14 protein-coding genes and 1 pseudogene are annotated in these 20,967 nt (G+C 58.7%); 10 read left to right on the top strand and 5 right to left on the bottom strand.

Translation table 11 applies throughout. The annotated features are described in order from the left end of the window. The first annotated feature begins 5 nt into the window (after positions 1-5). Complete coding sequence (gene pdsS / locus LZP73_RS15125; protein ID WP_234235817.1) at positions 6-2,174, top strand: proteobacterial dedicated sortase system histidine kinase; 2,169 nt, start codon at positions 6-8, stop codon at positions 2,172-2,174. A 127-nt stretch (positions 2,175-2,301) separates the two neighbouring features. Next, positions 2,302-3,480, top strand: a complete 1,179-nt coding sequence (locus LZP73_RS15130; protein ID WP_234235835.1) for a cystathionine beta-lyase — start codon at positions 2,302-2,304, stop codon at positions 3,478-3,480. Between the two features lie 177 nt (positions 3,481-3,657). On the opposite strand, the gene LZP73_RS15135 is transcribed toward LZP73_RS15130, so the two are convergent. Continuing rightward, a complete protein-coding gene (locus tag LZP73_RS15135; protein ID WP_234235836.1) occupies positions 3,658-4,131 on the bottom strand; it encodes a CreA family protein in 474 nt (157 codons plus the stop codon). Positions 4,132-4,165: 34 nt separating this feature from the next. Further along, a complete protein-coding gene (yegD, locus tag LZP73_RS15140; RefSeq protein WP_234235818.1) occupies positions 4,166-5,608 on the bottom strand; it encodes a molecular chaperone in 1,443 nt (480 codons plus the stop codon). A 291-nt stretch (positions 5,609-5,899) separates the two neighbouring features. Here yegD and ppk1 point away from each other — a divergent pair, with 291 nt between their 5' ends. Both ppk1 and LZP73_RS15150 read left to right on the top strand, forming a co-directional pair. Next, complete coding sequence (gene ppk1, locus LZP73_RS15145; RefSeq protein ID WP_234235819.1) at positions 5,900-8,041, top strand: polyphosphate kinase 1; 2,142 nt, start codon at positions 5,900-5,902, stop codon at positions 8,039-8,041. A 41-nt stretch (positions 8,042-8,082) separates the two neighbouring features. After that, entirely contained in the window at positions 8,083-9,594 is a 1,512-nt protein-coding gene (locus LZP73_RS15150; protein WP_442800750.1) for a Ppx/GppA phosphatase family protein, read from the top strand. Positions 9,595-9,685: 91 nt separating this feature from the next. On the opposite strand, the gene trhO is transcribed toward LZP73_RS15150, so the two are convergent. Further along, positions 9,686-10,669: an oxygen-dependent tRNA uridine(34) hydroxylase TrhO gene (gene trhO / locus LZP73_RS15155; RefSeq protein ID WP_234235821.1), complete on the bottom strand. Its 984-nt coding sequence runs from the start codon at positions 10,667-10,669 to the stop codon at positions 9,686-9,688. A gap of 277 nt (positions 10,670-10,946) precedes the next feature. Between trhO and LZP73_RS15160 the strand changes: the two genes are divergently transcribed. Next, positions 10,947-11,615 carry a glutathione S-transferase gene (locus LZP73_RS15160; protein WP_234235822.1) on the top strand — a complete coding sequence of 223 codons (669 nt, stop codon included), beginning with the start codon at positions 10,947-10,949 and terminating at the stop codon, positions 11,613-11,615. A 68-nt stretch (positions 11,616-11,683) separates the two neighbouring features. Here LZP73_RS15160 and LZP73_RS15165 read toward each other — a convergent pair whose 3' ends face one another. Beyond that, entirely contained in the window at positions 11,684-13,444 is a 1,761-nt protein-coding gene (locus LZP73_RS15165; RefSeq protein WP_234235823.1) for a SulP family inorganic anion transporter, read from the bottom strand. A 138-nt stretch (positions 13,445-13,582) separates the two neighbouring features. Next, positions 13,583-14,191, bottom strand: coding sequence for a LysE family translocator (locus tag LZP73_RS15170; protein ID WP_234235824.1), 609 nt, complete (start codon positions 14,189-14,191; stop codon positions 13,583-13,585). A 93-nt stretch (positions 14,192-14,284) separates the two neighbouring features. Here LZP73_RS15170 and LZP73_RS15175 point away from each other — a divergent pair, with 93 nt between their 5' ends. The 5 genes and pseudogenes from LZP73_RS15175 to LZP73_RS15195 form a co-directional block, all read left to right on the top strand. Further along, positions 14,285-15,682 (top strand): aminotransferase-like domain-containing protein, encoded by a 1,398-nt coding sequence (locus LZP73_RS15175; RefSeq protein ID WP_234235825.1) that lies wholly within the window; start codon positions 14,285-14,287, stop codon positions 15,680-15,682. Positions 15,683-15,894: 212 nt separating this feature from the next. Next, on the top strand, positions 15,895-17,076 hold the full coding sequence (locus LZP73_RS15180; RefSeq protein WP_234235837.1) for a multidrug effflux MFS transporter: 1,182 nt from the start codon (positions 15,895-15,897) through the stop codon (positions 17,074-17,076). Positions 17,077-17,605: 529 nt separating this feature from the next. Then, positions 17,606-19,327, top strand: a complete 1,722-nt coding sequence (locus LZP73_RS15185) for an acetolactate synthase 3 large subunit (protein WP_234235826.1) — start codon at positions 17,606-17,608, stop codon at positions 19,325-19,327. Then, complete coding sequence (gene ilvN, locus LZP73_RS15190) at positions 19,327-19,821, top strand: acetolactate synthase small subunit (protein ID WP_169562325.1); 495 nt, start codon at positions 19,327-19,329, stop codon at positions 19,819-19,821. Before LZP73_RS15185 ends, ilvN begins: the two co-directional genes overlap by 1 nt. A gap of 945 nt (positions 19,822-20,766) precedes the next feature. Continuing rightward, positions 20,767-20,921: pseudogene (locus tag LZP73_RS15195) on the top strand (IS5/IS1182 family transposase); the annotation flags it as partial. Between the last annotated feature and the right edge of the window lie 46 nt (positions 20,922-20,967).

Here is a 20,967-nt window from a genome sequence, read left to right on the forward strand (position 1 = left end):
CCAAGATGCTTAATCTGCCCATAGGCCTGCGCACCAAGGTCGTCATACTGTCGCTATTCCTGCTATGCCTGCCCTGGCTTGGCTACCAATACGTGTGGGAGATGGAAAAATACCTGCGCCAGGGCCAGGAGCGCACCCTGGAGGGCACCACCCAGGCATTGGCCACCGCCCTGCATGAGAGGCCCAAGCTATTCGACAACCAGGCGAGTTTCCTCAACAGGGTCGAGAAGAGCCGGGATCTGTATGCCTACCCGCTGAACGGCCCCATCCAGCTCGACGGTAAGCTGGTCGACTGGCAGGGCTACAGCCACAGATTCATCAACTATGGCCAGTCCCATCTGATAATGCAGGCAGATGAGGATGCCCCCCTCAACCTCAGCTTCACCCATATGGTGGGCAGATACGGCGGTTATCTCTACGGCTTCTTCGAAGTCACAGATCCCAATGTCGTCTACCGCGGCCGCAGGGCCCTCAGCGTCGACCATAACGATCATCTGACCCTGGCAACCCTGGCACCGGACGGTCAATTCAGGCGCTATATCATAGCCACCAGCAAAGATGGCTGGATCAGTGCCTTCGAGCTGCCCGCCAACCCGGCACGCTCCACCCCTGTCACCCCAGAGGTGCGCATTCAGGGCCAGTGGCGCAAGACAGACAAGGGCTACAACATAGAGCTCAGATTGCCGCTGGAGATGGTCGGCAGCAAGCTCGGCTTCGCCATTTCCGATGTCAACGACAAGCGGCGCCGCAGGGTCGAAGCCATAGTCGGCACCTCCGCCATAGACAGGGCCGACAACCTGGGGACTGTGCTGGTACCCTCACCAGAAATTGAGAACATCATCAAGGGCATGGGCCACAATAGCTCGCGGATCTGGGTGATAGACAACCACGGCCGGGTGCTGGCCAAGTCGGGGGATATTCGCGCCAACAGCAGCGTCTGGACCCGCACCCTGGATGAGGAGGAGGATGAAGATCTCTGGAGCCTGTTCAAACGTAAAATATTGCACCCCCTCTATTACCGGGTGCTGACGGCGCCACCCCAGGACTTTGTCGACTCACTGCAAGACTCCACCGAACTGGATGGCAGTCATATTCGCAAGGCGTTGATCGGCAAGCAAGGTTCCACCTGGCGCCTGACACCGGACAGCAAGGCGGTGATCTTGGCCGCCGCCAGCCCCATCTGGATAGATGACAGGGTCATGGGCGCCGTCGTCGCCGAAGAGACCACCCACGGGATCCGCAGCCTGCGCAATCGCGCATTGGAGAAGCTGTTCAACGTCATCATCACCATCATGAGCATGGGCACCCTGGCGCTGTTCTTCTTCGCCTCCAGCATCTCCAGCCGTATCCGCAGCTTGAGGGACGAGGCCGAAGGGGCCATCGACAGCCAGGGGCGGATCCGCAGCGGCATCAAGGCCTCGAACAACAGGGATGAGATTGGCGACCTGTCGCGCAGCTTCTCCAACATAGTCAGCCGCCTGAGGCAATACAACCAATACCTGGAAAACATGTCTTCGCGTCTGTCGCACGAGCTGCGTACCCCGGTCGCAGTGGTGCGCAGCTCGCTGGAGCACCTGCAGCTGCAGCAACTGGACGGCGACAGCCAGAAGTATGTCGATCGGGCCCAGGAAGGCGTCAGCCGTCTGGGCATGATACTCAACAACATGAGCGAGGCTACCCGGCTGGAAGAGAGCCTGTCCCAGGCCGAAATGCAGGCCTTCCCCCTGTCCAAGGTGATCTCCGGCTGCATGCAGGGCTACCAGCTGACCTACCCGCAGCAGGAATTTACCACAGAGATAGAGCAGGAGCTGAGGATGCGCGGCGTGCCCGAATACCTGGCCCAGCTAATGGATAAGCTCATCGCCAATGCGCTGGAATTCAGCCAGCCGGACAGCGCCATCCAGGTCAGCCTCAAATCCCAGGGCAAGCAGGCCTGCCTCATGGTCAGCAACAGCGGTCCCGCGCTGCCACAGAACATGGCCGAACAGATCTTCGAGTCCATGGTGTCGGTCAGACCCCATCAACAACAAGCCAAGCCCCACCTGGGACTGGGGCTGTATATCGCCCGGCTGATCTGCGTCTTTCACCAGGGGCAGATCCTCGCCCGCAACCGCGCCGATGGCTCAGGGGTGGAAATAGTGATCCACTTGCCTCTGCTCAAGGACAGCCAATAGCGGGGCAGCATGAATAGGCTTCATCTTGACGGCCTGTTATTCGGCCCGTGAGATGCTAAGATGCCAGCGCAGCAGCCAGACTTTTCGATTCAATCCATGGCAGGAATTAGCGATGAAACAGCATGATATGAAGCAAGACACCAAGATAGTCAGCCTGGGCCGGGACAAGAAGTGGACCAAGGGGGTGATTAACCCGCCTGTGTTCCGCGCCTCGACTGTGGTATTCGAGACCATGGATGACATGCGTCATGCCGCCAAGCATAAGACCCAGGGCGAGATGTTCTATGGCCGCCGCGGCACCCCGACCCACTTCGCCTTTCAGGCGGCGATAGCCGAACTGGAAGGCGGCGTCGGCACCGCCCTCTATCCCTCAGGCGCGGCGGCGATCAGCGCTTGCCTGCTGAGTTTCCTCAAGTCGGGGGATCACCTGCTGATGGTCGACAGCGCCTATGAGCCCAGCCGCGATCTCTGCGACAAGTTGCTGGCGGGTTTGGGCATAGAGACCAGCTACTACGACCCCATGATAGGCGCCGGCATCGCGGCGCTGATCCGCCCCAACACCAAGGTGCTGTTCCTCGAGTCGCCGGGTTCGCTCACCATGGAAGTACAGGACGTGCCGACCCTATGCCGCATCGCCCATGAGCAGGACCTGGTGGTCATGCTCGACAACACCTGGGCCTCGCCCATCAATTGCCGTCCCTTCGACATGGGGGTCGATATTTCCATCCAGGCGGCGACCAAGTACATAGTAGGACACTCGGATGTGATGCTGGGCACGGCCACCGCCAACGCCCGCTGTTGGGACCAGCTGAGGGAAAACAGCTACCTCATGGGGCAAACCACCTCGCCCGACGATGTCTATCTCGCCGCCCGCGGCCTGCGTACCCTGGGGGTGCGCATGGCCCAACACCAGAAGAATGCCCTCAAGGTCGCCAACTGGCTCCAGGGGCGCCCCGAGGTGGATCACCTGCGCCATCCGGCATTCGCAACCTGCCCCGGGCATGAATTTTTCAAGCGTGACTTCAGCGCCGCCAATGGCTTATTCTCCGTGGTGTTGAAGCATGGGGATCTCGACGCCATCACCGCCATGGTGGAAAACATGCAGCATTTCAAGATGGGCTTCTCCTGGGGCGGCTATGAGAGCCTGATCCTCGGGGTGTTCGGCATAGAGAGCATACGCACCGCCACCCGCTGGGATAAGACCAAGCCATTGCTCCGCCTGCATGTCGGCCTGGAAGATGCCGATGACTTGATTGCCGATCTCGAGGCGGGTTTCGCCCGCTTCAACGCCGCCTTGGCCAACTAACCCGGGCAGCCCGCTCTTACCAGGGCATCTGACATAAAAAAACCGCCGGCCGGCGGTTTTTTATTCTGGCCCTAGGGGCCTGTTCCCTAGGCTTATATTCCCTAGACTTAGACTCCCAGGGCCTGGATTCTTAGGGCCCATAGGCGCTCAAGGCTTAGGTTCTCAAGGCCTGGGTGCTCAAGGCTTGGGCTCGGGAGCGACCCAGGCTGCCGTGCCATACAAGGGCACGGTCGACAAGGCATGCTTATGGCTGCCGTTGGTTTCCTTGGTGGAGTATGACAGGTACAGCAGGGTCTGGTGCTCCCTGTCGAAGATCCGCCTCACCTTGAGGCTCTTGAACAGTATGCTCAACGACTCCTTGAAGACGATCTCGCCCTGCTTGCTGGTATCTATGCCCGCCAACTGGGCCGAGCTGATGGGCCCAGTCTGACGGCAGCTGATGCTCATGTCAGAAGGATCGGCCAGATCCAGGTTCGCCTCTATGCGGCTGATGTGGCAGGTCACCCCGGGCAACTTGGGATCCTGTTTGGCATCTATGATCACATCCTTGGTGGTAAACAGCCCCAGGCTGACCTTACCCACATCGTCGCCACAAGCCGACAGTGCCAGACTCGCGCCCAGAACGGCCCCGGCCAGTAACCCGGTCCTCATGCTCTTGCTGCCGATAATTTCACGTCCCTGCATATCAATACGCCTCGCTGGTTGCTCTGCTGGCGGCTAAGTTTGCCGCCGGATTGACGGGCGCAGCGGCAAACAGCTTCTGCGCCCAAAGGGTCAGGCCGGCGGTGACCGAGCCGAAATGATCGCCCACTACCACGGGCGTCTTTGGGAAGATGGCGGCGATCCTGGCATAGATAGCCGGGCTCTTGGCCGTTCCCCCCGTCACATAGATCACCTCAGGTACCTGTCCGTCAGCCTGGGCCAGTGCCTGGTGCATCAGCGCCTCGACCCTCGCCAGCGATGTCTCTATGGCGGCCTCGAACTGGCCGCGGCTGACCTCGACCCGCAGCTCTGAGTCCAGATACCCCAGACTGCTGGCGGCACTGGCCGCGTCAGACAAGTCAATTTTAGCCCGCTCGGCGCTGCGCACCAGCTGGTAACCCAGTTGCTCCCTCTGCACCTTGAGCAGCAAGCTTAAGCACTCAGGCGTCTGCGCCTCTTCCAGCAGCGCCTGGATCAGCTTGCGTGAACTCAGGGCAGCGAACTCCCGCTGGGCACTGATGTCATTGACTGCGACCGCATTCCAGAAAGGCTTGCTCGGCATGGGCTTGCCGCTCCTGGTCTGGCTGCCAAGCCCAAGCCGGGGCATGAAGGCCTGCATCGCCAGGGCGATATCCAGATCGTTACCGCCGATACGCTGCCCGCTGTGGCCGAGAAAATCGGCGCTGCGATCCGCTTTATGCCTGTGGCCTGGGCCCATCTTGACCAAAGAGCAATCCGTGGTGCCGCCCCCCACATCGACCACCAGCACAGTCTTGTCCTCCGCCAGGCTCGCCTCATAGTCCATGCCGGCGGCGAGGGGTTCGAACAGGAAGGCCACCTCGCTGAAGCCGGCGCGGCTCGCCGCGACCCTGAGGATAGCTTCGGCCTGGCGATTGCTCTCCTCGCCGCCTATGCCCTGGAAGTTCACGGGTCTGCCTATGACGGCATGGCTGATGGCTCCCGCCATCTCCCCAGCCTCGGCCAACCTGGCTTCGGCCAGCGTCTTGATGTGCTGCATCATCAGAGTGACTATGTCCTCGAACAGGGCTATCTGCTCCGGCCTCAGGCCCGTGGCACCGAGAAAGGATTTTGGCGACCGGACATAGAATCCCTCGTCCGGCAGCTCGAGATAGGCTTGCACCGCCGCCTCGCCGACAAACACCGCCTGCTCGTCGGCGCCCAGATCCAGCTCGTGGCGCACCATGCGGGCCCGGCTCAACTGAGCGGCGCGCTTGCCGGCATACTCGGCCTTGAGTCCGGCCGGCAGGCCATGGAAGACGGCCTCGGCGATGAGTTCCCTGTCCATGGCGTATAAGGTGGACGGCAGGTAATCCGAATCACTCGACAGCGGCAAGAGCCGCACTTCGGCTCCCTGCATCATGCCGACGGCACAATTGGCACTGCCATAATCAAACCCAATAAACATAGCGAGGCTCCAAAGCGGAAAACCGCGTACCTTAGCATAGTTGGCGCCGCAGCTGAAGCCGCCGCCGGCTGCAACAGCGCTCTTCGAACGCCATGTCACCTGAGTGTCATATTTATGTCGCATTCGTCATCAAACTGACACAATGCCCTTGTAGCTTAATCGCCAGAAGAACCCTTGGTGCCAATCACTTACAGCCAAAATCCTCCGCCATGCCATGGGTAAATCCATTGCACAAAGCAGGATGAATGCTATTGTGTATTGCCCCGGACGCTTGCTATAAGGAGCCGTGCAGTGTCGCCCGTCACAGACAAGTTATCGATAGATAAAGAGCTTTCCTGGTTATCCTTCAACGAACGCGTATTGCAGGAAGCCTGCGATCCCCAGGTCCCCCTGGTGGAACGGGTGCGCTTTCTGGGGATTTTTTCCAGCAACATGGATGAGTTTTTCCGGGTCAGGGTCGCGGCGGTGCGCCGGGCCATCCTCATTTCCTCGCTGCAGGATGGCCGCAGCCACAGCCGCCACCTGATGGCCAAGATCCAGTCCAAGGTGCTCGCGCTGCAGGAGCGCTTCGACGCCATCTACGCAGATCTGATGCGTGAATTGGTCAGGCGTAATATTTTCTTAATCAATGAGAAACAATTGAGCGACTTCCACAGCGCCTGGCTCAAGAAGCATTTCAAGGATCAGTTCAAACGCCATATTAGTCCCCTGATAGTCAACAACAGCCGGGATCTGGTGAAACAGATCAACGATGATGCCACCTATCTCGCGGTCTGCCTCTACAGCAAGGAGCGACGTCAGTATGCCTTGGTCGAAGTGCCCACCAAGAACCTGCCGCGCTTCATTGAGCTGCCGACCGAGAAGAGCAAGGCCAAGAAATACCTGATCTTGCTCGACAATATTATCCGCCATTGTGTCGATGAACTCTTCGGTCCCTTCTTCGAGTACGAGGCCATAGACGCCTATTCGATGAAACTCACCCGGGATGCCGAGTTTGACATCACGGATGAACTGGAGCAGACCCAGTTGGAGAAGATGACCAAGGGCCTGAAGAAACGCCTGACCGCCGAACCCGTACGCCTGGTGTATGACAGGGACATGCCGGAGCATATGCTGATTATGCTCAAGGACAATCTCAACATCAGCTCCACCGAGTGTCTGATCCCCGGCGGCCGCTATCACAGTTTCAAGGACTTCATCGGCTTCCCCAATCCCAGCCGCCATTACCTGGAAAACGAGAAGATGCCGGCGCTCGACAGTGCGGGCTTCGGGCGCTGCGCCAACAGTTTCGATGCCATCGCCATGGGCGACATCATGCTCAACTACCCCTATCACAAGTTTTCCCATTTCACCGAGATGGTGCGCCAGGCGGCCTATGATCCCGCGGTGCGTTTCATCCGCATCAGCCTCTACCGGGTCGCCAAGAAGTCCCATGTGGTGCAGTCGCTGGTGGATGCGGTCAAGAATGGCAAGAAGGTCACTGCGGTGATCGAGCTGCATGCCCGCTTCGACGAGCAATCCAACATAGAATGGTCCCGCATCCTGGCCGAGGCCGGGGTAAGGGTGCATCACGGCATCCCCAGTCTCAAGGTCCATTCCAAGCTCTGCCTGATAGGCCGCGAGGAACAGGGCGAAACCCGCCTCTATTGCCATGTCGGCTCGGGCAACTTCAATGAAGGCACCGCCAGGATCTACACGGATTTCTCTCTGTTTACCGCCAATCAGGAGATCGCCAGGGAAGTCGAACAGGTATTCGAGCTGATCGAGCATCCCTACAGGCGCGATAACTTCCAACACCTTATCGTCTCGCCCTATGATGCCAGGCAGAAGCTCACCAACCTGATAGATCAGGAAATAGTCAATGCCCACGGCCGGATGAAGGCGGCTATTACCCTCAAGCTGAATAACCTCATAGATGAGGCGCTGATCCAGAAGCTGTACGAGGCCTCGGCGGCCGGGGTCAAGATCAGGTTGCTGATCCGCGGCATGTGCGCCCTGATCCCCCGCATTCCCGGGGTGAGCGACAATATCGAGGTCTACAGCATAGTCGACCGCTTCCTGGAGCATTCCCGGGTCATGCTGTTTCACGCCGGCGGCGAGAATAAGCTCTATATCTGCTCCGCCGACTGGATGAGCCGCAACGTCGACAACCGCGTCGAGGTCAGCGCCCCCATCTATGATCCCCGTCTGAAACAGATGGTGATGGACATACTGTCGCTGCAATTCAACGACAACACCAAGGCGAGGATCATCAACAAGGAACAGAGCAATCCCTACCGTAACAGGGGGAATAAACGCAAGCTGCGCTCCCAGGTCGCCATCTATCATTATCTGGTCAACTATGAGAAGCGCCAGCTGCAGGAACTGAAGCAACAGACTGAGGCGCAGGCGCAAGACAAGGGCCATGACGTCTTGCTCACCAAGGCGGGATAACAGCCAGGGCCCCGGCGGCCTTGCCCTTAAGGTAAATGACATTGGTTAACACACAAGCACAACCCAGGCACTTCGTCGCCATCGACATGGGCTCCAACAGTTTTCACCTGGTGATCGCCCGCGAGCAGGACGGCAGCCTGCAGGTGCTGCATAAGGAAAAGCAGCAAGTTCAGCTGGCCCAGGGATTGGACGATCAGGCCCGTCTCAGCCAGGAGGCCATGGACAGAGGACTCGACTGTCTGCGGGACTTCAATCAGCGCTTTTCCAGCCTGAGCCAGGCCCAGGTGCGCCTGGTCGCCACCCATACCCTGAGAGTCGCCAAAAACCGCGACAGCTTCATAGAGGCGGCGTCCGCCATCATGCCCTACCCGGTCGAGGTGATTTCCGGCCATGAAGAGGCACGCCTCATCTACAACGGCATAGCCCAGAGCCAGGTATTGGCCAAGCACAACCTGGTGATCGACATAGGCGGCGGCTCCACCGAAGTGGTGCTTGGACAGAAAAACCGCCCTACCCACCTCTCCAGCCTGCGCTGCGGCTGTGTCAGCTTCAACGAACGTTATTTCGGCGCCGGCCGGCTCACGGCCGACGCCTTCAAGGCCGCCCAGGCGGCGGCCGACAGGCAGTTTTCCAGCCTGTCCAAGGACTATTTCAGCGGCGACTGGCAACTGACCCTGGGCAGCTCAGGCAGCATCAAGGCCATCTGCGAGGCGCTGCTGGAAGAGCATGGCGATGAAGTGGTGACCCTGGCGCGGCTCAAACGCCTCAGGCTCAAGTTGATCGCCTGGGGCCATGTTTCCCATATCCAGTTTGCCAACATAGACGATAAACGCACGCCCCTGCTGGCCGCCGGTCTGGCGATCCTCATCAGTTTCTTTCGGCGCCTGCCTGTGACCCAACTGGTTTTCGCCCAGGGGGCATTGCGTGAAGGGGTGCTGTACGAGCTGGCCAAGATAGGCCAGTACCAGGACATCCGCCTGCGCACGGTGGACAGCATAGCCAGGCTGTATCATGTCGATCCGGATCATGCCGCCAAGGTCAGGGACTCGGCCATGGCCCTGTTCGAACAAGTCGCCGACGCCTGGCAACTGCGGGCCCACGCCCGTCTGTTGGCCTATGCCGCCAGCCTGCATGAAATCGGCATACACATAAATTCGAAGGCGGCCCACAAGCATGGGGGTTACATCATAAGCAACAGCGACCTGCCGGGATTCAGCCAGGCGCTGCAGCAGGACTTGGCGCTGCTCATCGCCAACCATTGCAAGAAACCCAACCTCGCCTTGCTGGATGAGCTGAGCCAGCCACAGCGCCTGCCCCTGGTGCGCCTGCTATGCCTGCTGCGCCTGGCCGTATTGCTGAATCTGGGCCGCAACGCCCACAGCCTGACCCTGGATAGGGTGCAGGCCGGCAGCCAGGGGCTCAACCTGACCCTGCCCGGCAATAAGCGCAAGCTCAGCCTGTTCCTGAAGGACCTGCACAGGGAACAGAAACACATGTCGAGCCTGGGGCTGGAACTCAGCCTCAGCCTGCAGGACAAGGCCATGCGCGACTGACTACCCAGGGATGGCCGCCTTGAGCCCAAAAGACAAAAAAGCCAGTGGCTATGCCACTGGCTTTCTTGTTTCAGACCAAGAGTTCTTCGACTCAGGCGTTTTGTTCGTTGCGGCTCTTTCTGAGCGCTTCTTTATGCAAGCGACGCTCCTCTATCACCCGGTTCACGTCGCTGCCTATATGGGCCTCGTTACGTGCCTTGGCCAGTTGCACCTGACGCTCACGCTCGACGAAGCGCTGACGCTGCTCATCGGAAATCTTGTCTATGCAATGGGGACAGCTCACTCCCTGAACATAGGCCGGGCTCAGCTTCTCTTGCTCAGTGATCGGCATGCGACAGGCATTGCATTGATCGTATTGGCCCTTCTCCAGCTTATGATCCACCGCGACGCGGTTGTCGAACACGAAGCACTCGCCTTCCCACAGGCTCTCTTCCTGTGGCACTTCTTCCAGGTACTTGAGGATGCCACCTTCCAGGTGATAGACCTCATCGAAGCCTTGCTCCTTGAGGAAGGCGGTGGATTTCTCACAGCGGATGCCACCGGTACAGAACATGGCTACCTTCTTATGCTTGGCCGGATCCAGGTTCTGTTTCACATACTCGGGAAACTCCCTGAAGGTCTCGGTCACAGGGTTGACGGCATTCTTGAAGGTGCCTATCTGCACCTCATAGTCGTTGCGGGTATCGACCAACACCACCTCGGGATCCGAGATCAGTGCATTCCAGTCCTTGGGCTTAACATAAGTCCCTACGACCTTGAGCGGATCTATGCCCTCGACGCCCATGGTGACGATTTCCTTCTTCAGCTTGACCTTGGTGCGGTAGAAGGGCATCTCTTCGTCGAACGACAGCTTGTAGACGATATTGTCCAGGCCATCCTGATCCGCGAGCCAAGCCAGCAGGCCATCTATGGCCGCTTGGGAACCGGCAACAGTGCCGTTAATCCCCTCTTGGGCGAGCAGCAGTGTCCCCTTGATCCCGGCAGCTTCCATCACCTTCAGCAATGGCAGGCGCAGGGCCTCGAACTCGGGCAGGGATACAAATTTATATAAGGCACAGACAACAACTTTCGACATAACTTCCTCTCTGCTGGCTGGAACTTCATTTCCAGTGCATCTTCACTATATTACCCGCCGCGGCGGCCTCAGGGCCAAGCGCAGCGGGGCGTAAAATCGCGCGATATCTTACCCGAAACCGGCAACAAATGCAGTAATAAATCGGCCCTGCCCCGACTCATGCCACGTTCCGGGCGTCAATTCGAATTTCAATGACGCCGACCTGGGGTTATCATGCCTGGGCATGTTACTTTTTCGGTCCAACAGACAGCGACCATGATAGCCATACAGTGAGCCTATGAAGCCATCCCCCCAGACACTGCCCATACTCTACTCCTTTCGCCGCTGCCCCTATGCCATGCGCGCCCGCATGGGCATACTCTTATCCGGCCAACAGGTGATGCTGCGTGAGATCTTGCTCAAGCATAAGCCCGAAGCCATGCTCCAGGCCTCACCCAAGGGCACAGTGCCCGTGCTGGTGTTGCCCCAAGCCAAGGTGATAGACGAGAGTCTGGACATAATGCGCTGGGCATTGAACCTGGCGGATCCCCTTGGCGTGTTGCCCCACAATCCAGAGCAACAGGCGCTCAGCGAGACCCTGCTCGAGTGCAACGACAGGGAATTCAAGGCTTGGCTGGACAAGTACAAGTACGCCGACCGGCATCCACAGCACCCCCAGAGCCATTACCGCGCTCAGGGACTGGCGTTCATCGCCCGGTTGGAGCAGGCCCTGGAGCGCCAGACCTTTCTCATCTGCGACCGCCCGACCCTGGCCGACTACGGCATCTTTCCTTTCGTGCGCCAGTTCGCCGGCGTCGACAGCCACTGGTTCGTCCAAGTCCCCTACCCTAAGGTGCAACTCTGGTTAGCCGGCCTGCTGCAGAGCCGGGTCTTCATCCAGGCGATGGCGAAGTTTCCCAATTGGCTGGAAACCCACACAGAGTGCCGCTTTCCCGCCGAACTCTGATGCCAATCTCTGACGCCGGACTCTGATCCCAGTTTTTGATGCCAATCTCTGACGCCGCCGGCCCAGGTTCACAGATGGCTGTGGGTGAGCGCCAGTTCATCTTCCTTGATTTTTTGTACCAAAGGCGCCTGACCTTCGGCGAGAGCCTGTTTATAGGCCTGGTTCATCTTCAGCGCCAGGTACAGGTCCGGCCTGACCAGTATGCCGCCTTCTCCCGTCGGCAGGCCCGCCTGCTCGAACCAACTGAGCAGTTGCCGCTTGCGCCCCGCCATCACCAGGCGGACGCCGCGCTTCTTCAGCAGCTGCTGCAGATCCCCCAGCATGGCCATCACACTGAGATCCAGGTGGGTAAAGCTGGGCACAGCATCTATTATGATGCAATCGACGGGCTCGGACTCACGCACGAAGCGCTCCAGCAATCGACGCTTGAAATAGGTGGCGTTGAAGTAGGTCAGCGGCGAGTTGAAGCGATAGATAAACACCCCGGGAATGGATTTGGCCTTGTCCGTGTCATCCATGCTGCGGATCACCCCCTTGGCGTCCAGCCCCAGCACCTGATCCGTCGGCCGGGTGACGGTCAAAAGGAATTGAAACAGCCCGAGCAACACCGCCAGGGTGATGCCGGGGATCACCCCGATGAACAGCACGGCAAACAGGGTCGTCAGCGCCAGCAGGAATGCCGATCTGTCCCTGTTTCTCAGGTGCCAAACCGCCTTGATGTCGATAAGCGACAAAGAGGCCACCACCAGCACCACCCCAAGGGCGGCACTGGGAATGAAGGCCAGCGGCGCGGTGAAAAACAGCGCCACCAGGGCGATCAACAGCGCCGCCAACACAGACACCAGCTGGCTCTTGCCGCCGTTGGCATCGTTGACCGCGGTACGTGAATCGGCGCCACTGATGGCGAACCCCTGGGACAGGGCCGAGGCTATGTTGGCAAATCCCAGCGCCCTGAATTCTTTGTCCGCATCTATATCGTAACCGTTCTTGGCGGCGAAGCTGCGGGCGGTCAACATCATGCTGACGAAGCTCACCATGGCGAGGTTCAACGCCGGCATCACCAGCTCACGGGCTATGCCCAAGTCGAACGCCGGCGCCTGGAATGACGGCAAACCGCTTCTCACCTCACCCACAGTGACTATCCCCAACTGCTGCAGATTGAATAACCAGACCAGCAGTCCTGCCAGTGCCAGCACACACATGGAGGCCGGCCACCTGGGACGAAAGCGCTTCAACAACACAAACACCAAGACGGTGACGGCGCTGATCATCAGGGTCGGCCAATGCGTCCTGGTTAAGGCGCCGGGGACATTGAGCAGCCGCTCTATCAAATAGCCTTTCTCGAAGCTGAAACCGAAAATTTTCGACAACTGCCCCACTATGATGGTGATGGCCACCCCGTTGAGCAGCCCAATCAGAATAGGCTTGGAAAGAAAGTCCGCCATCACCCCGAGGCGGAAGCGGCTGGCGACCAGGCACCAGAAGCCCGTCATGACAGTCATGGTCATCACCAGCTGCCAATGTTTCAGGCTGTCTCCCCCCGCCAGCGGCGTCACCACGGCGGCAATCACGGCGCAGGTGGCCGCATCCGGGCCAACGATCAACTGTCTGGAGGTGCCGAACAGGGCATACACCAACATGGGCAAGACACAGGAATAGAGCCCCACGGCGGCGTTGACTCCGGTCAACTGGGCATAGGCTATGGCGACAGGCAAGGCGACGGCGGCGACGGACAAGCCCGCCCGCACATCGTCTTGCCACCACTGGGACTGGTAATTAGCTAATTGTTCTAAACCTGGCATAAATGCAATAAGACGAGGAAACGACACGCTGGACTCTCAAACGAATGACCTCAATAAGTTATTAATATTAGGACGATTCGTTTCGAAAGCCAATGCCATGGCGGCGAGTATTGCAAGTATATTACCGCCGTTTTCCTCACGGTTTGAGCGCCGGGTCTTGGCGGGTTATTTCACCAACATGGGGATCGAGACCATCAACAGGCTCGCCATGAACCAGTTGAAATGCCGCCGACGCCGCACAGTGTTGAGCTTCTTGCTGATGGCGGCGCCTATCATCACCCAGGTAAAGCCAGCGGGGAAACCGATCAGATTGAACACCAACAATCCCAGCACGGCGCTCGCCCAATAGCCATCGCCACCCAGGGTGAAGGCGCTGCACAGGGTAATGGTCGTCATCCAGGACTTGGGATTGACCCACTGGAACAGTGCCGCCTCACGCAGCGACATGGGGCTGGCATCCCCGGGCGTCCCCGGCGCAGCAACCGGCAGGGTGACTATCTTGATGACCAGGTACAACAGATAGGCTACCGAGCCATATTTGAGCAGCTGATGCAACAGGGGCCAGGCCTCGAACAGGGCGCCGAGTCCCAACAGTATCGCCAGGTGCAGCGAGGTCGACCCCAGGCGTATGCCCAGCACATGGGGCACGCTGCGCCTGATGCCAAAGTTGGCGCCCGAGCTTGCCAGCAGGATATTGTTGGGTCCGGGTGTCATGGTCATGGTGGCACAGAAGAGCGCCGCCGACAGCATCAGAGCCAAGAGAGAATCGTCCATACCACCCCTTAAATGTATACATACAATAATTGACACAAAGCACCTGTTGCGCATATTATCCGGATTATTCTCGGGATCAATGGATTTATTGTCATGGGTACAATGTGGGCACCTTCGTTGGCCGAATTCAGCGGGCCTAAATATCGGCGCTTGCTGAGCGCGCTGGAACAGGCCATACAGGCGGGACAACTCTCCCCGGGCACCAAGCTGCCGCCCCAGCGACGGCTCGCCGATGCCCTGCAGCTCACGGTCGGCACAGTCACCCGCGCCTATGCGCTGGCGGAGCAACGGGGTTATGTCGAGGCCAGGGTCGGTGACGGCACCTATGTGGCCGCCACAGAAACCCCGGCGCACGAACCTGCGCAGGTCAACCTGGCAACCTGTCAGCAGCCGCTGACGGATCAGGTGGCCCAACTGAGCGATTGCCTGCAAGCACTGGCCAAGAGCCCGGCCAAGCTCGCCGCCCTGCTGGGGTATCACGCCAATCCCCTACCCCATCAACAGGCCATATTCCATCGCTGGCTGAGCCGGCGCGGCATACTGCAGTCGCCGCAGCAACTTGTGTTCACCCACGGGGCGCAGCAGGGCATATTCGCCATCCTCAATGCCCTGTGCAGCGCCGGCGATACCCTGCTGCACGAGGCCTATTGCTACCCTGGGGTGCGGGTGGCGGCCGGCCAGTTGGGACTCAATGCCTGCGGCATCCCCCTGACCCGGGAGGGGCTGGATCTGGCCGCCTTCGAGCGACTGCTGCGTGCCCACAGGCCCAAGCTGGTGTATCTCACTCTCAATAACCAGAATCCGACCTGCATCCAGTACAGCCAGCCGCAGCGTCGCCGCCTGTTGGCACTGGCGAGCGAATACGATTTCTACATCATAGAGGACGACGTGAATTACTGTCTGCCGGAGGAGTGGCAACCGCCGCTGTGGAACCAGACGGCCGCGGCTCAGCCGACACTCAGACCCGAGACACAACCTGAGGGACAGCCGGAGAGCCGGGTCATCTATGTCGCCAGCCTGTCGAAACTCTTCGCCGGTGGCCTGCGTCAGGGCTTCATGCTGCTGCCCGATGCGCTGATGCCACAGATCAAACGGGCGCTGCATAGCCAGTGCTGGATGGTGTCGCCGCTCAATGTGGAGCTGGCCTGCCAGCTGCTGGAGCGCGGCGAGCTGCAGTCAGGGCGGGATCAGCTCATCCGCCAGCGACAGCAGGCCTTTCGCGCCATGGGCGAGCGTCTCCAGCTGCAGCAGAACTGGCGCGGCCTCAACGGCTGGCTGCAACTGCCGGCGCCGGTGAAGGCCCACCACATAGTGACGGCACTGGCGGCCAAGGGCATCCTGGTGCGCAACGGCGACGACTTCAACAACCACGACAACCATATTCGCCTCAGCATAGGCGGCATAGGCAGCGAGGCCCAGTTCAGTCACACCCTGGAGACCATAGCCGCCACCATCAGCGCCGTCAGCCAGAGTGCCTACTCAGTGGTATGAGCACGGCCCACGCCTCGCCGGTTTATTTACACTCTGAGGGGATAAAACTCGCTTGAGCGCCATTGGCTTATCCCTGCCGGACGCTTACTATGTAACAGTGCATGACCCGCGCTTTAGCAACAGCAAACTTAGCAGCCATCTTACAATCACCAGAGGTACCAGTGGACTCCCAACCCAGAGATTTAGCCGCTCAATCCAATAGACCCGTGCCCATGCTGGCACTGCTGATCCCCATGCTCGCCGCCATAGTGGCCATCACGCCGCTGGCCATCGACATGTACCTGCCGGCCATGGCGACCATAGCCGCCAGCTTCGACACAGATATCACCACGGTACAGCAATCCCTGAGCCTGTACTTGGCCGGGTATGCCCTTGGCATGTTGTGTTTCGGCCCCCTGGCCGATCGCATAGGTCGCCGCCCCCTGGTGATCATGGGGCTGGCGGGTTTCAGCCTCATCAGTCTGCTTATCGCCGTCAGCCCCAGCATAGAAGTATTTCTCTCGCTGCGGCTGCTGCAGGCCTTCATAGGCGCGGCCGCAACCGTGGTGGTGCCAGGCTATATCAAGGAGGTCTATGGCAACAACACAGCCAAGGGCATGTCCTATGTCAGCCTGATCATGATGTTGGCGCCCTTGCTGGCACCGACGCTGGGCAGCCTGATCCTGGGACTGGGCAATTGGCACCTGATCTTCCTGGTGCAGGCAGGCTATGCCGTCACCCTGCTGCTGCTGGTGTTGTTCAAGCTGAAGATGCCCAGCGACAAGGACATGGGCAGCCGCAGCCAGAAGTCTTTCCTCGGCGGCTATGCCACTGTGTTTTGCCGCAGCGGCGTCAAGATGAACATCGCCAGCGGGGTACTGACCTCGTTCGCCTTCTTCTGCTACCTCACAGCCTCGCCATTCGTGTACATGGAGGTATTTGGCCTGGATAAGGCCATGTTCGCCCTGTTGTTCAGCACCAATGTCGGCGCCCTGATGCTGGCCAACATACTCAACTCCCGCATAGTGGGTCGCTACGGCTCGGTGCGCATGTTGCGTGTCGCCACCTTCTGCGGCGCCCTGGCCGCCAGCGGCCTCCTGCTGGTGAACCTGTTTGGGCTTGGCTACCAGTTCACAGTGCTGATGCTGATCCCCCTGATGGGCAGTCTGGGGATCATGTCGGTCAACGCGGATGCCATAGTGCTGATGAAGTTTCAGCAGCAAACCGGCACGGCCACCGCAGTGATAGGCACCCTGAGATTCGGTTTCGGCGCCCTGGCGGGCCCGCTGTTGGCGGTGTTCTACACGGGCACTGCCGTGCCCTTCTCGGCCATCATGCTGCTGGCCGTGGTGCTGGTCGGCCTGTGTCAGTTCAATAGCCCCAGCCATAAAGCGGCAGAGAAGCCTGTGACTTAAGCTGTCACGCTAAGGCCCGGCCAGCTCCAGTCACCATAGAACCGCAACGCCCATTGACGTTGCGGTCCGTCTCCCTTGGCAAACGCTAGTTTCAAAAAGCGACTGTTTTAAAAAAGCTATGACTTCAAAAAGTCATTGCTTCACCAAACCTGTTGCTTCAAAAGTTATGCTAAAAGCTGTCACCAACCGGAAGCAGAGTCCGGCTTCCTGCCTCAACCCCATGACAAGAAGACGGGCCCAAACCACATAAAACTCCGTCAGCCGTCCTCGGCCGGACGGCTTAAAGATGAAAATGTTTCATTCAGGTTATTTTTCTGATTAAAAGGCTTGAAACGCAACTGCTTTCCCCTATGATGAAAAGCTGTTGCCCAGCAACAGTTGCTGCATCCACAGGATGAAAAGTCTGCTCCACCGAGCAGTCATCGGCAAGCGAGAGTCGGGACTACCCTCCCGGCTTTACTTTAGAGCGATTACCGTCGCTGTAAGCAAGCTACTGTCTACCGTAACGGTAACTTAAGAGGAATTGCCCATGGAGATGTTATCCGGCGCCAGCATGATCGTCCGTTCCCTGATCGACGAAGGCGTGTCCCACATATTCGGCTACCCAGGTGGCTCGGTTCTCGATATCTATGACGCCCTGCACGAAATCGCCGGCGTAGAACACATACTGGTGCGCCACGAACAGGCGGCGGTACACATGGCCGACGGCTATGCCCGCGCCACAGGCAAGGTGGGCGTGGTGCTTGTGACCTCGGGTCCGGGTGCCACCAATGCCATTACCGGCATAGCCACAGCCTACATGGATTCAGTCCCGCTGGTGGTCCTGTCCGGCCAGGTGCCGAGCAACCTGATAGGCAACGATGCCTTCCAGGAATGCGACATGATAGGCATCTCGCGTCCGATAGTGAAACACAGCTTCCTGGTCAAAGATCCCCAAGACATACCCGAGACCATCAAGAAAGCCTTCTACATAGCCGCCAGCGGCCGCCCCGGCCCTGTGGTGGTTGACCTGCCCAAGGATTGTCTGGATCCTGCACTGCTGCACCCCTATGTCTACCCCAAGAGCGTCAAGATGCGCTCCTACAACCCGACGACCTCGGGCCACAGGGGCCAAATTCGCCGCGGCCTGCAGGCACTGTTGGCCGCCAAGAAGCCTGTGCTCTATGTCGGCGGCGGCGCCATCATTTCCGCCTGCGACCGCCAGATACTGACCCTGGCCGAACGCCTGAACATTCCCGTGGTCAATACCCTGATGGGACTGGGGGCCTTCCCCGGCACCCACGCCAATTGCCTCGGCATGCTGGGGATGCACGGCCGCTACGAGGCCAACATGGCGATGCACCACAGCGATCTCATCTTCGGCATAGGAGTGCGCTTCGACGATCGCACCACCAACAAGGTCGAGAAATACTGCCCCAACGCCACCATATTGCACATAGACATAGACCCTTCGTCCATCTCCAAGACCATCAGGGTCGATATCCCCATAGTGGGCAGTGCCGACAATATTCTCGATGCCATGCTGGAACTGCTGGACACAGAACAAGACACCCGGCAGGACGAGGCCGCGATAGATTATTGGTGGAGCGAAATCAACCACTGGCGTGAGCGCGACTGTCTGGCCTACGACAGCAACAGCGACCGCATCAAGCCGCAGCAGGTGATAGAGACGCTGTACAGGCTGACTAAGGGCGAGGCCTATGTGGCCTCGGATGTCGGTCAGCACCAGATGTTCGCCGCCCTCTATTACCCCTTCGACAAACCCAGGCGCTGGATAAACTCGGGGGGCCTGGGCACCATGGGCTTCGGCCTGCCGGCCGCCATGGGGGTTAAGATGGCGATGCCGCAGGAGACTGTGGTATGCGTCACCGGCGACGGCTCAATTCAGATGAACATCCAGGAGCTGTCGACCGCACTGCAATACGATGTGCCTGTGAAGATCATCAACCTCAACAACCGTTTCCTCGGCATGGTCAAGCAGTGGCAGGACATGATCTACTCGGGTCGCCACTCCCATTCCTATATGGATTCTGTGCCCAACTTCGCCAAAATCGCCGAAGCCTATGGCCATGTCGGCATGACCATCAGCAACCCGGCCGAGCTGGAGACCAAACTGTCCGAGGCCCTGGCCATGAAAGACAGGCTGGTGTTCGTCGACATCAGCATAGATGAGACAGAGCACGTATACCCCATGTTGATCCGCGGCGGGGCAATGAATGAAATGTGGCTGAGCAAAACGGAGAAAAGCTGATGCGGCGAATTATTAGTGTGTTACTGGAAAACCAACCCGGCGCCCTGTCCCGCGTGGTCGGCCTCTTCTCCCAACGCGGCTACAACATAGAAAGCCTGACGGTGGCGCCGACCGACGATCCTACCCTGTCGCGGCTCAACATCACGGTCGCCGCCGACGAGATGGTGCTGGAGCAGATAGAGAAGCAGCTGCATAAGCTCATCGACATACTCAAGGTATCCAACATCACTGAGTCGGCCCACATAGAACGTGAGCTGGCGCTGGTGAAGGTCAAGGCCAGCGGCGACACCCGCGAGGAGGTCAAGCGCACCGCAGATATCTTCCGCGGCCAGATAGTGGATGTCACCGCCAGCCTCTATACCATACAGATGGCCGGCACCAGCGAGAAGCTCGACGCCTTCATCCGCGCCTTGGGGGAAGTGACCAAGGTGGTCGAAGTCTCCCGCTCCGGCGTGGTGGGCCTGGCCCGCGGCGACAAGGCGATGCGCGCCTGAAGCCTGAGTGCCTGAGTGCCTGTGCGATGGCAATCGACCAGCCAAGCATGATGAACAACAAAGGCCGGCTCAGCCGGCCTTTGTTGTTTTAAGACACAGCAGTGTAATTAATGCATGCCATGGTGTGCCTGGCTTATTGCCACTATCTGACTCAGGCTTAGGCTGAAGCTTGGACTTGAGCTTGAGCTTGGAATTACAATTAGGCTTACATTTGGACTAAGGCAAACGCCAAGTCCGCCTGTCTTGTTACCCTCTGCCTTATTCCACCGCCAGATGCCCAATACCCGCCGCAGACAATAAACCGCTGGCACTGGGACAACAACAACATCTGCTTCAATGGCCTGTCCTCTGGGGTTACAGCTCCAGGGGTGACAGATCTAAGTAAACAGCTCAGGGTTAACAAGATAATGCTTGCCTTTATCGCTGTTTCTACTTAAGTTAATTTCAGTTAACCCAAGACTGTTATGGGCCTGCACAAGGAAACGGCAGTACAAAGATTAGACGGCACGAGACACCGCGGCGCAAAGGCAACAGACTCAGGATGAGCCCTACCCCATCATATCTTGAATCCCCTTTCCCTTTTGCTGACCGTCAACCGGCACACTGGGAGCCCTAATCCAGTGCGGTAGCCTGCCCGTAGACGCTCTCTGTAAAAGTCTGTTTTTATGAAGAGTCGACAATGCTGGTTGCCTGAATGCCCAAGACATCAACCGGCTACCATGACTAAGTTACCGGGTAGGTTCAAGCTCCTTTATCAAAATGATGAGACGTTGTGGACAGGGCCTAGGGATTGTCTCGCCCTAGATGATTTGAGCAACAAGGCCGATCTCTGAATGTTTCTTCTATCTGCATGCACTTACTATAGGCGTTGTTGCCTTATATAGGTGAACCTTCTGCTCCTGATGCGATCAGATCCTGTAAATAACACACCGGAATCGATACAAGATGGGCAAATCCAAGCATCGCATCACCAATTGGCCGGAATATAACAGAGCCTTGACCAAACGAGGCTCACTGACTTTTGGATAGACGAGCAGGCTATGAGCCACTGGTGCTGCACTGAGCATCATGGTGGCCGAGGCCGGGGATTTCAGTACAGCATTCTTCGTCAACTAGATGGGCGATTGAAACCGCATTGATACTCAA

The organism is Shewanella sp. AS16, assembly GCF_021412365.1.
GTDB classification, from domain to species: domain Bacteria; phylum Pseudomonadota; class Gammaproteobacteria; order Enterobacterales; family Shewanellaceae; genus Shewanella; species Shewanella salipaludis.

Bases quoted from the DNA above. Each gene is read 5' to 3' on its own strand.
- trhO (WP_234235821.1), bottom strand. From the start codon at position 10,669: ATGTCGAAAGTTGTTGTCTGTGCCTTATATAAATTTGTATCCCTGCCC.
- LZP73_RS15185 (WP_234235826.1), top strand. From the start codon at position 17,606: ATGGAGATGTTATCCGGCGCCAGCATGATCGTCCGTTCCCTGATCGAC.
- LZP73_RS15135 (WP_234235836.1), bottom strand. From the start codon at position 4,131: ATGAGGACCGGGTTACTGGCCGGGGCCGTTCTGGGCGCGAGTCTGGCA.
- LZP73_RS15175 (WP_234235825.1), top strand. From the start codon at position 14,285: ATGGGTACAATGTGGGCACCTTCGTTGGCCGAATTCAGCGGGCCTAAA.
- LZP73_RS15180 (WP_234235837.1), top strand. From the start codon at position 15,895: ATGCTGGCACTGCTGATCCCCATGCTCGCCGCCATAGTGGCCATCACG.
- LZP73_RS15160 (WP_234235822.1), top strand. From the start codon at position 10,947: ATGAAGCCATCCCCCCAGACACTGCCCATACTCTACTCCTTTCGCCGC.
- LZP73_RS15170 (WP_234235824.1), bottom strand. From the start codon at position 14,191: ATGGACGATTCTCTCTTGGCTCTGATGCTGTCGGCGGCGCTCTTCTGT.
- LZP73_RS15130 (WP_234235835.1), top strand. From the start codon at position 2,302: ATGAAGCAAGACACCAAGATAGTCAGCCTGGGCCGGGACAAGAAGTGG.
- ilvN (WP_169562325.1), top strand. From the start codon at position 19,327: ATGCGGCGAATTATTAGTGTGTTACTGGAAAACCAACCCGGCGCCCTG.
- yegD (WP_234235818.1), bottom strand. From the start codon at position 5,608: ATGTTTATTGGGTTTGATTATGGCAGTGCCAATTGTGCCGTCGGCATG.
- pdsS (WP_234235817.1), top strand. From the start codon at position 6: ATGCTTAATCTGCCCATAGGCCTGCGCACCAAGGTCGTCATACTGTCG.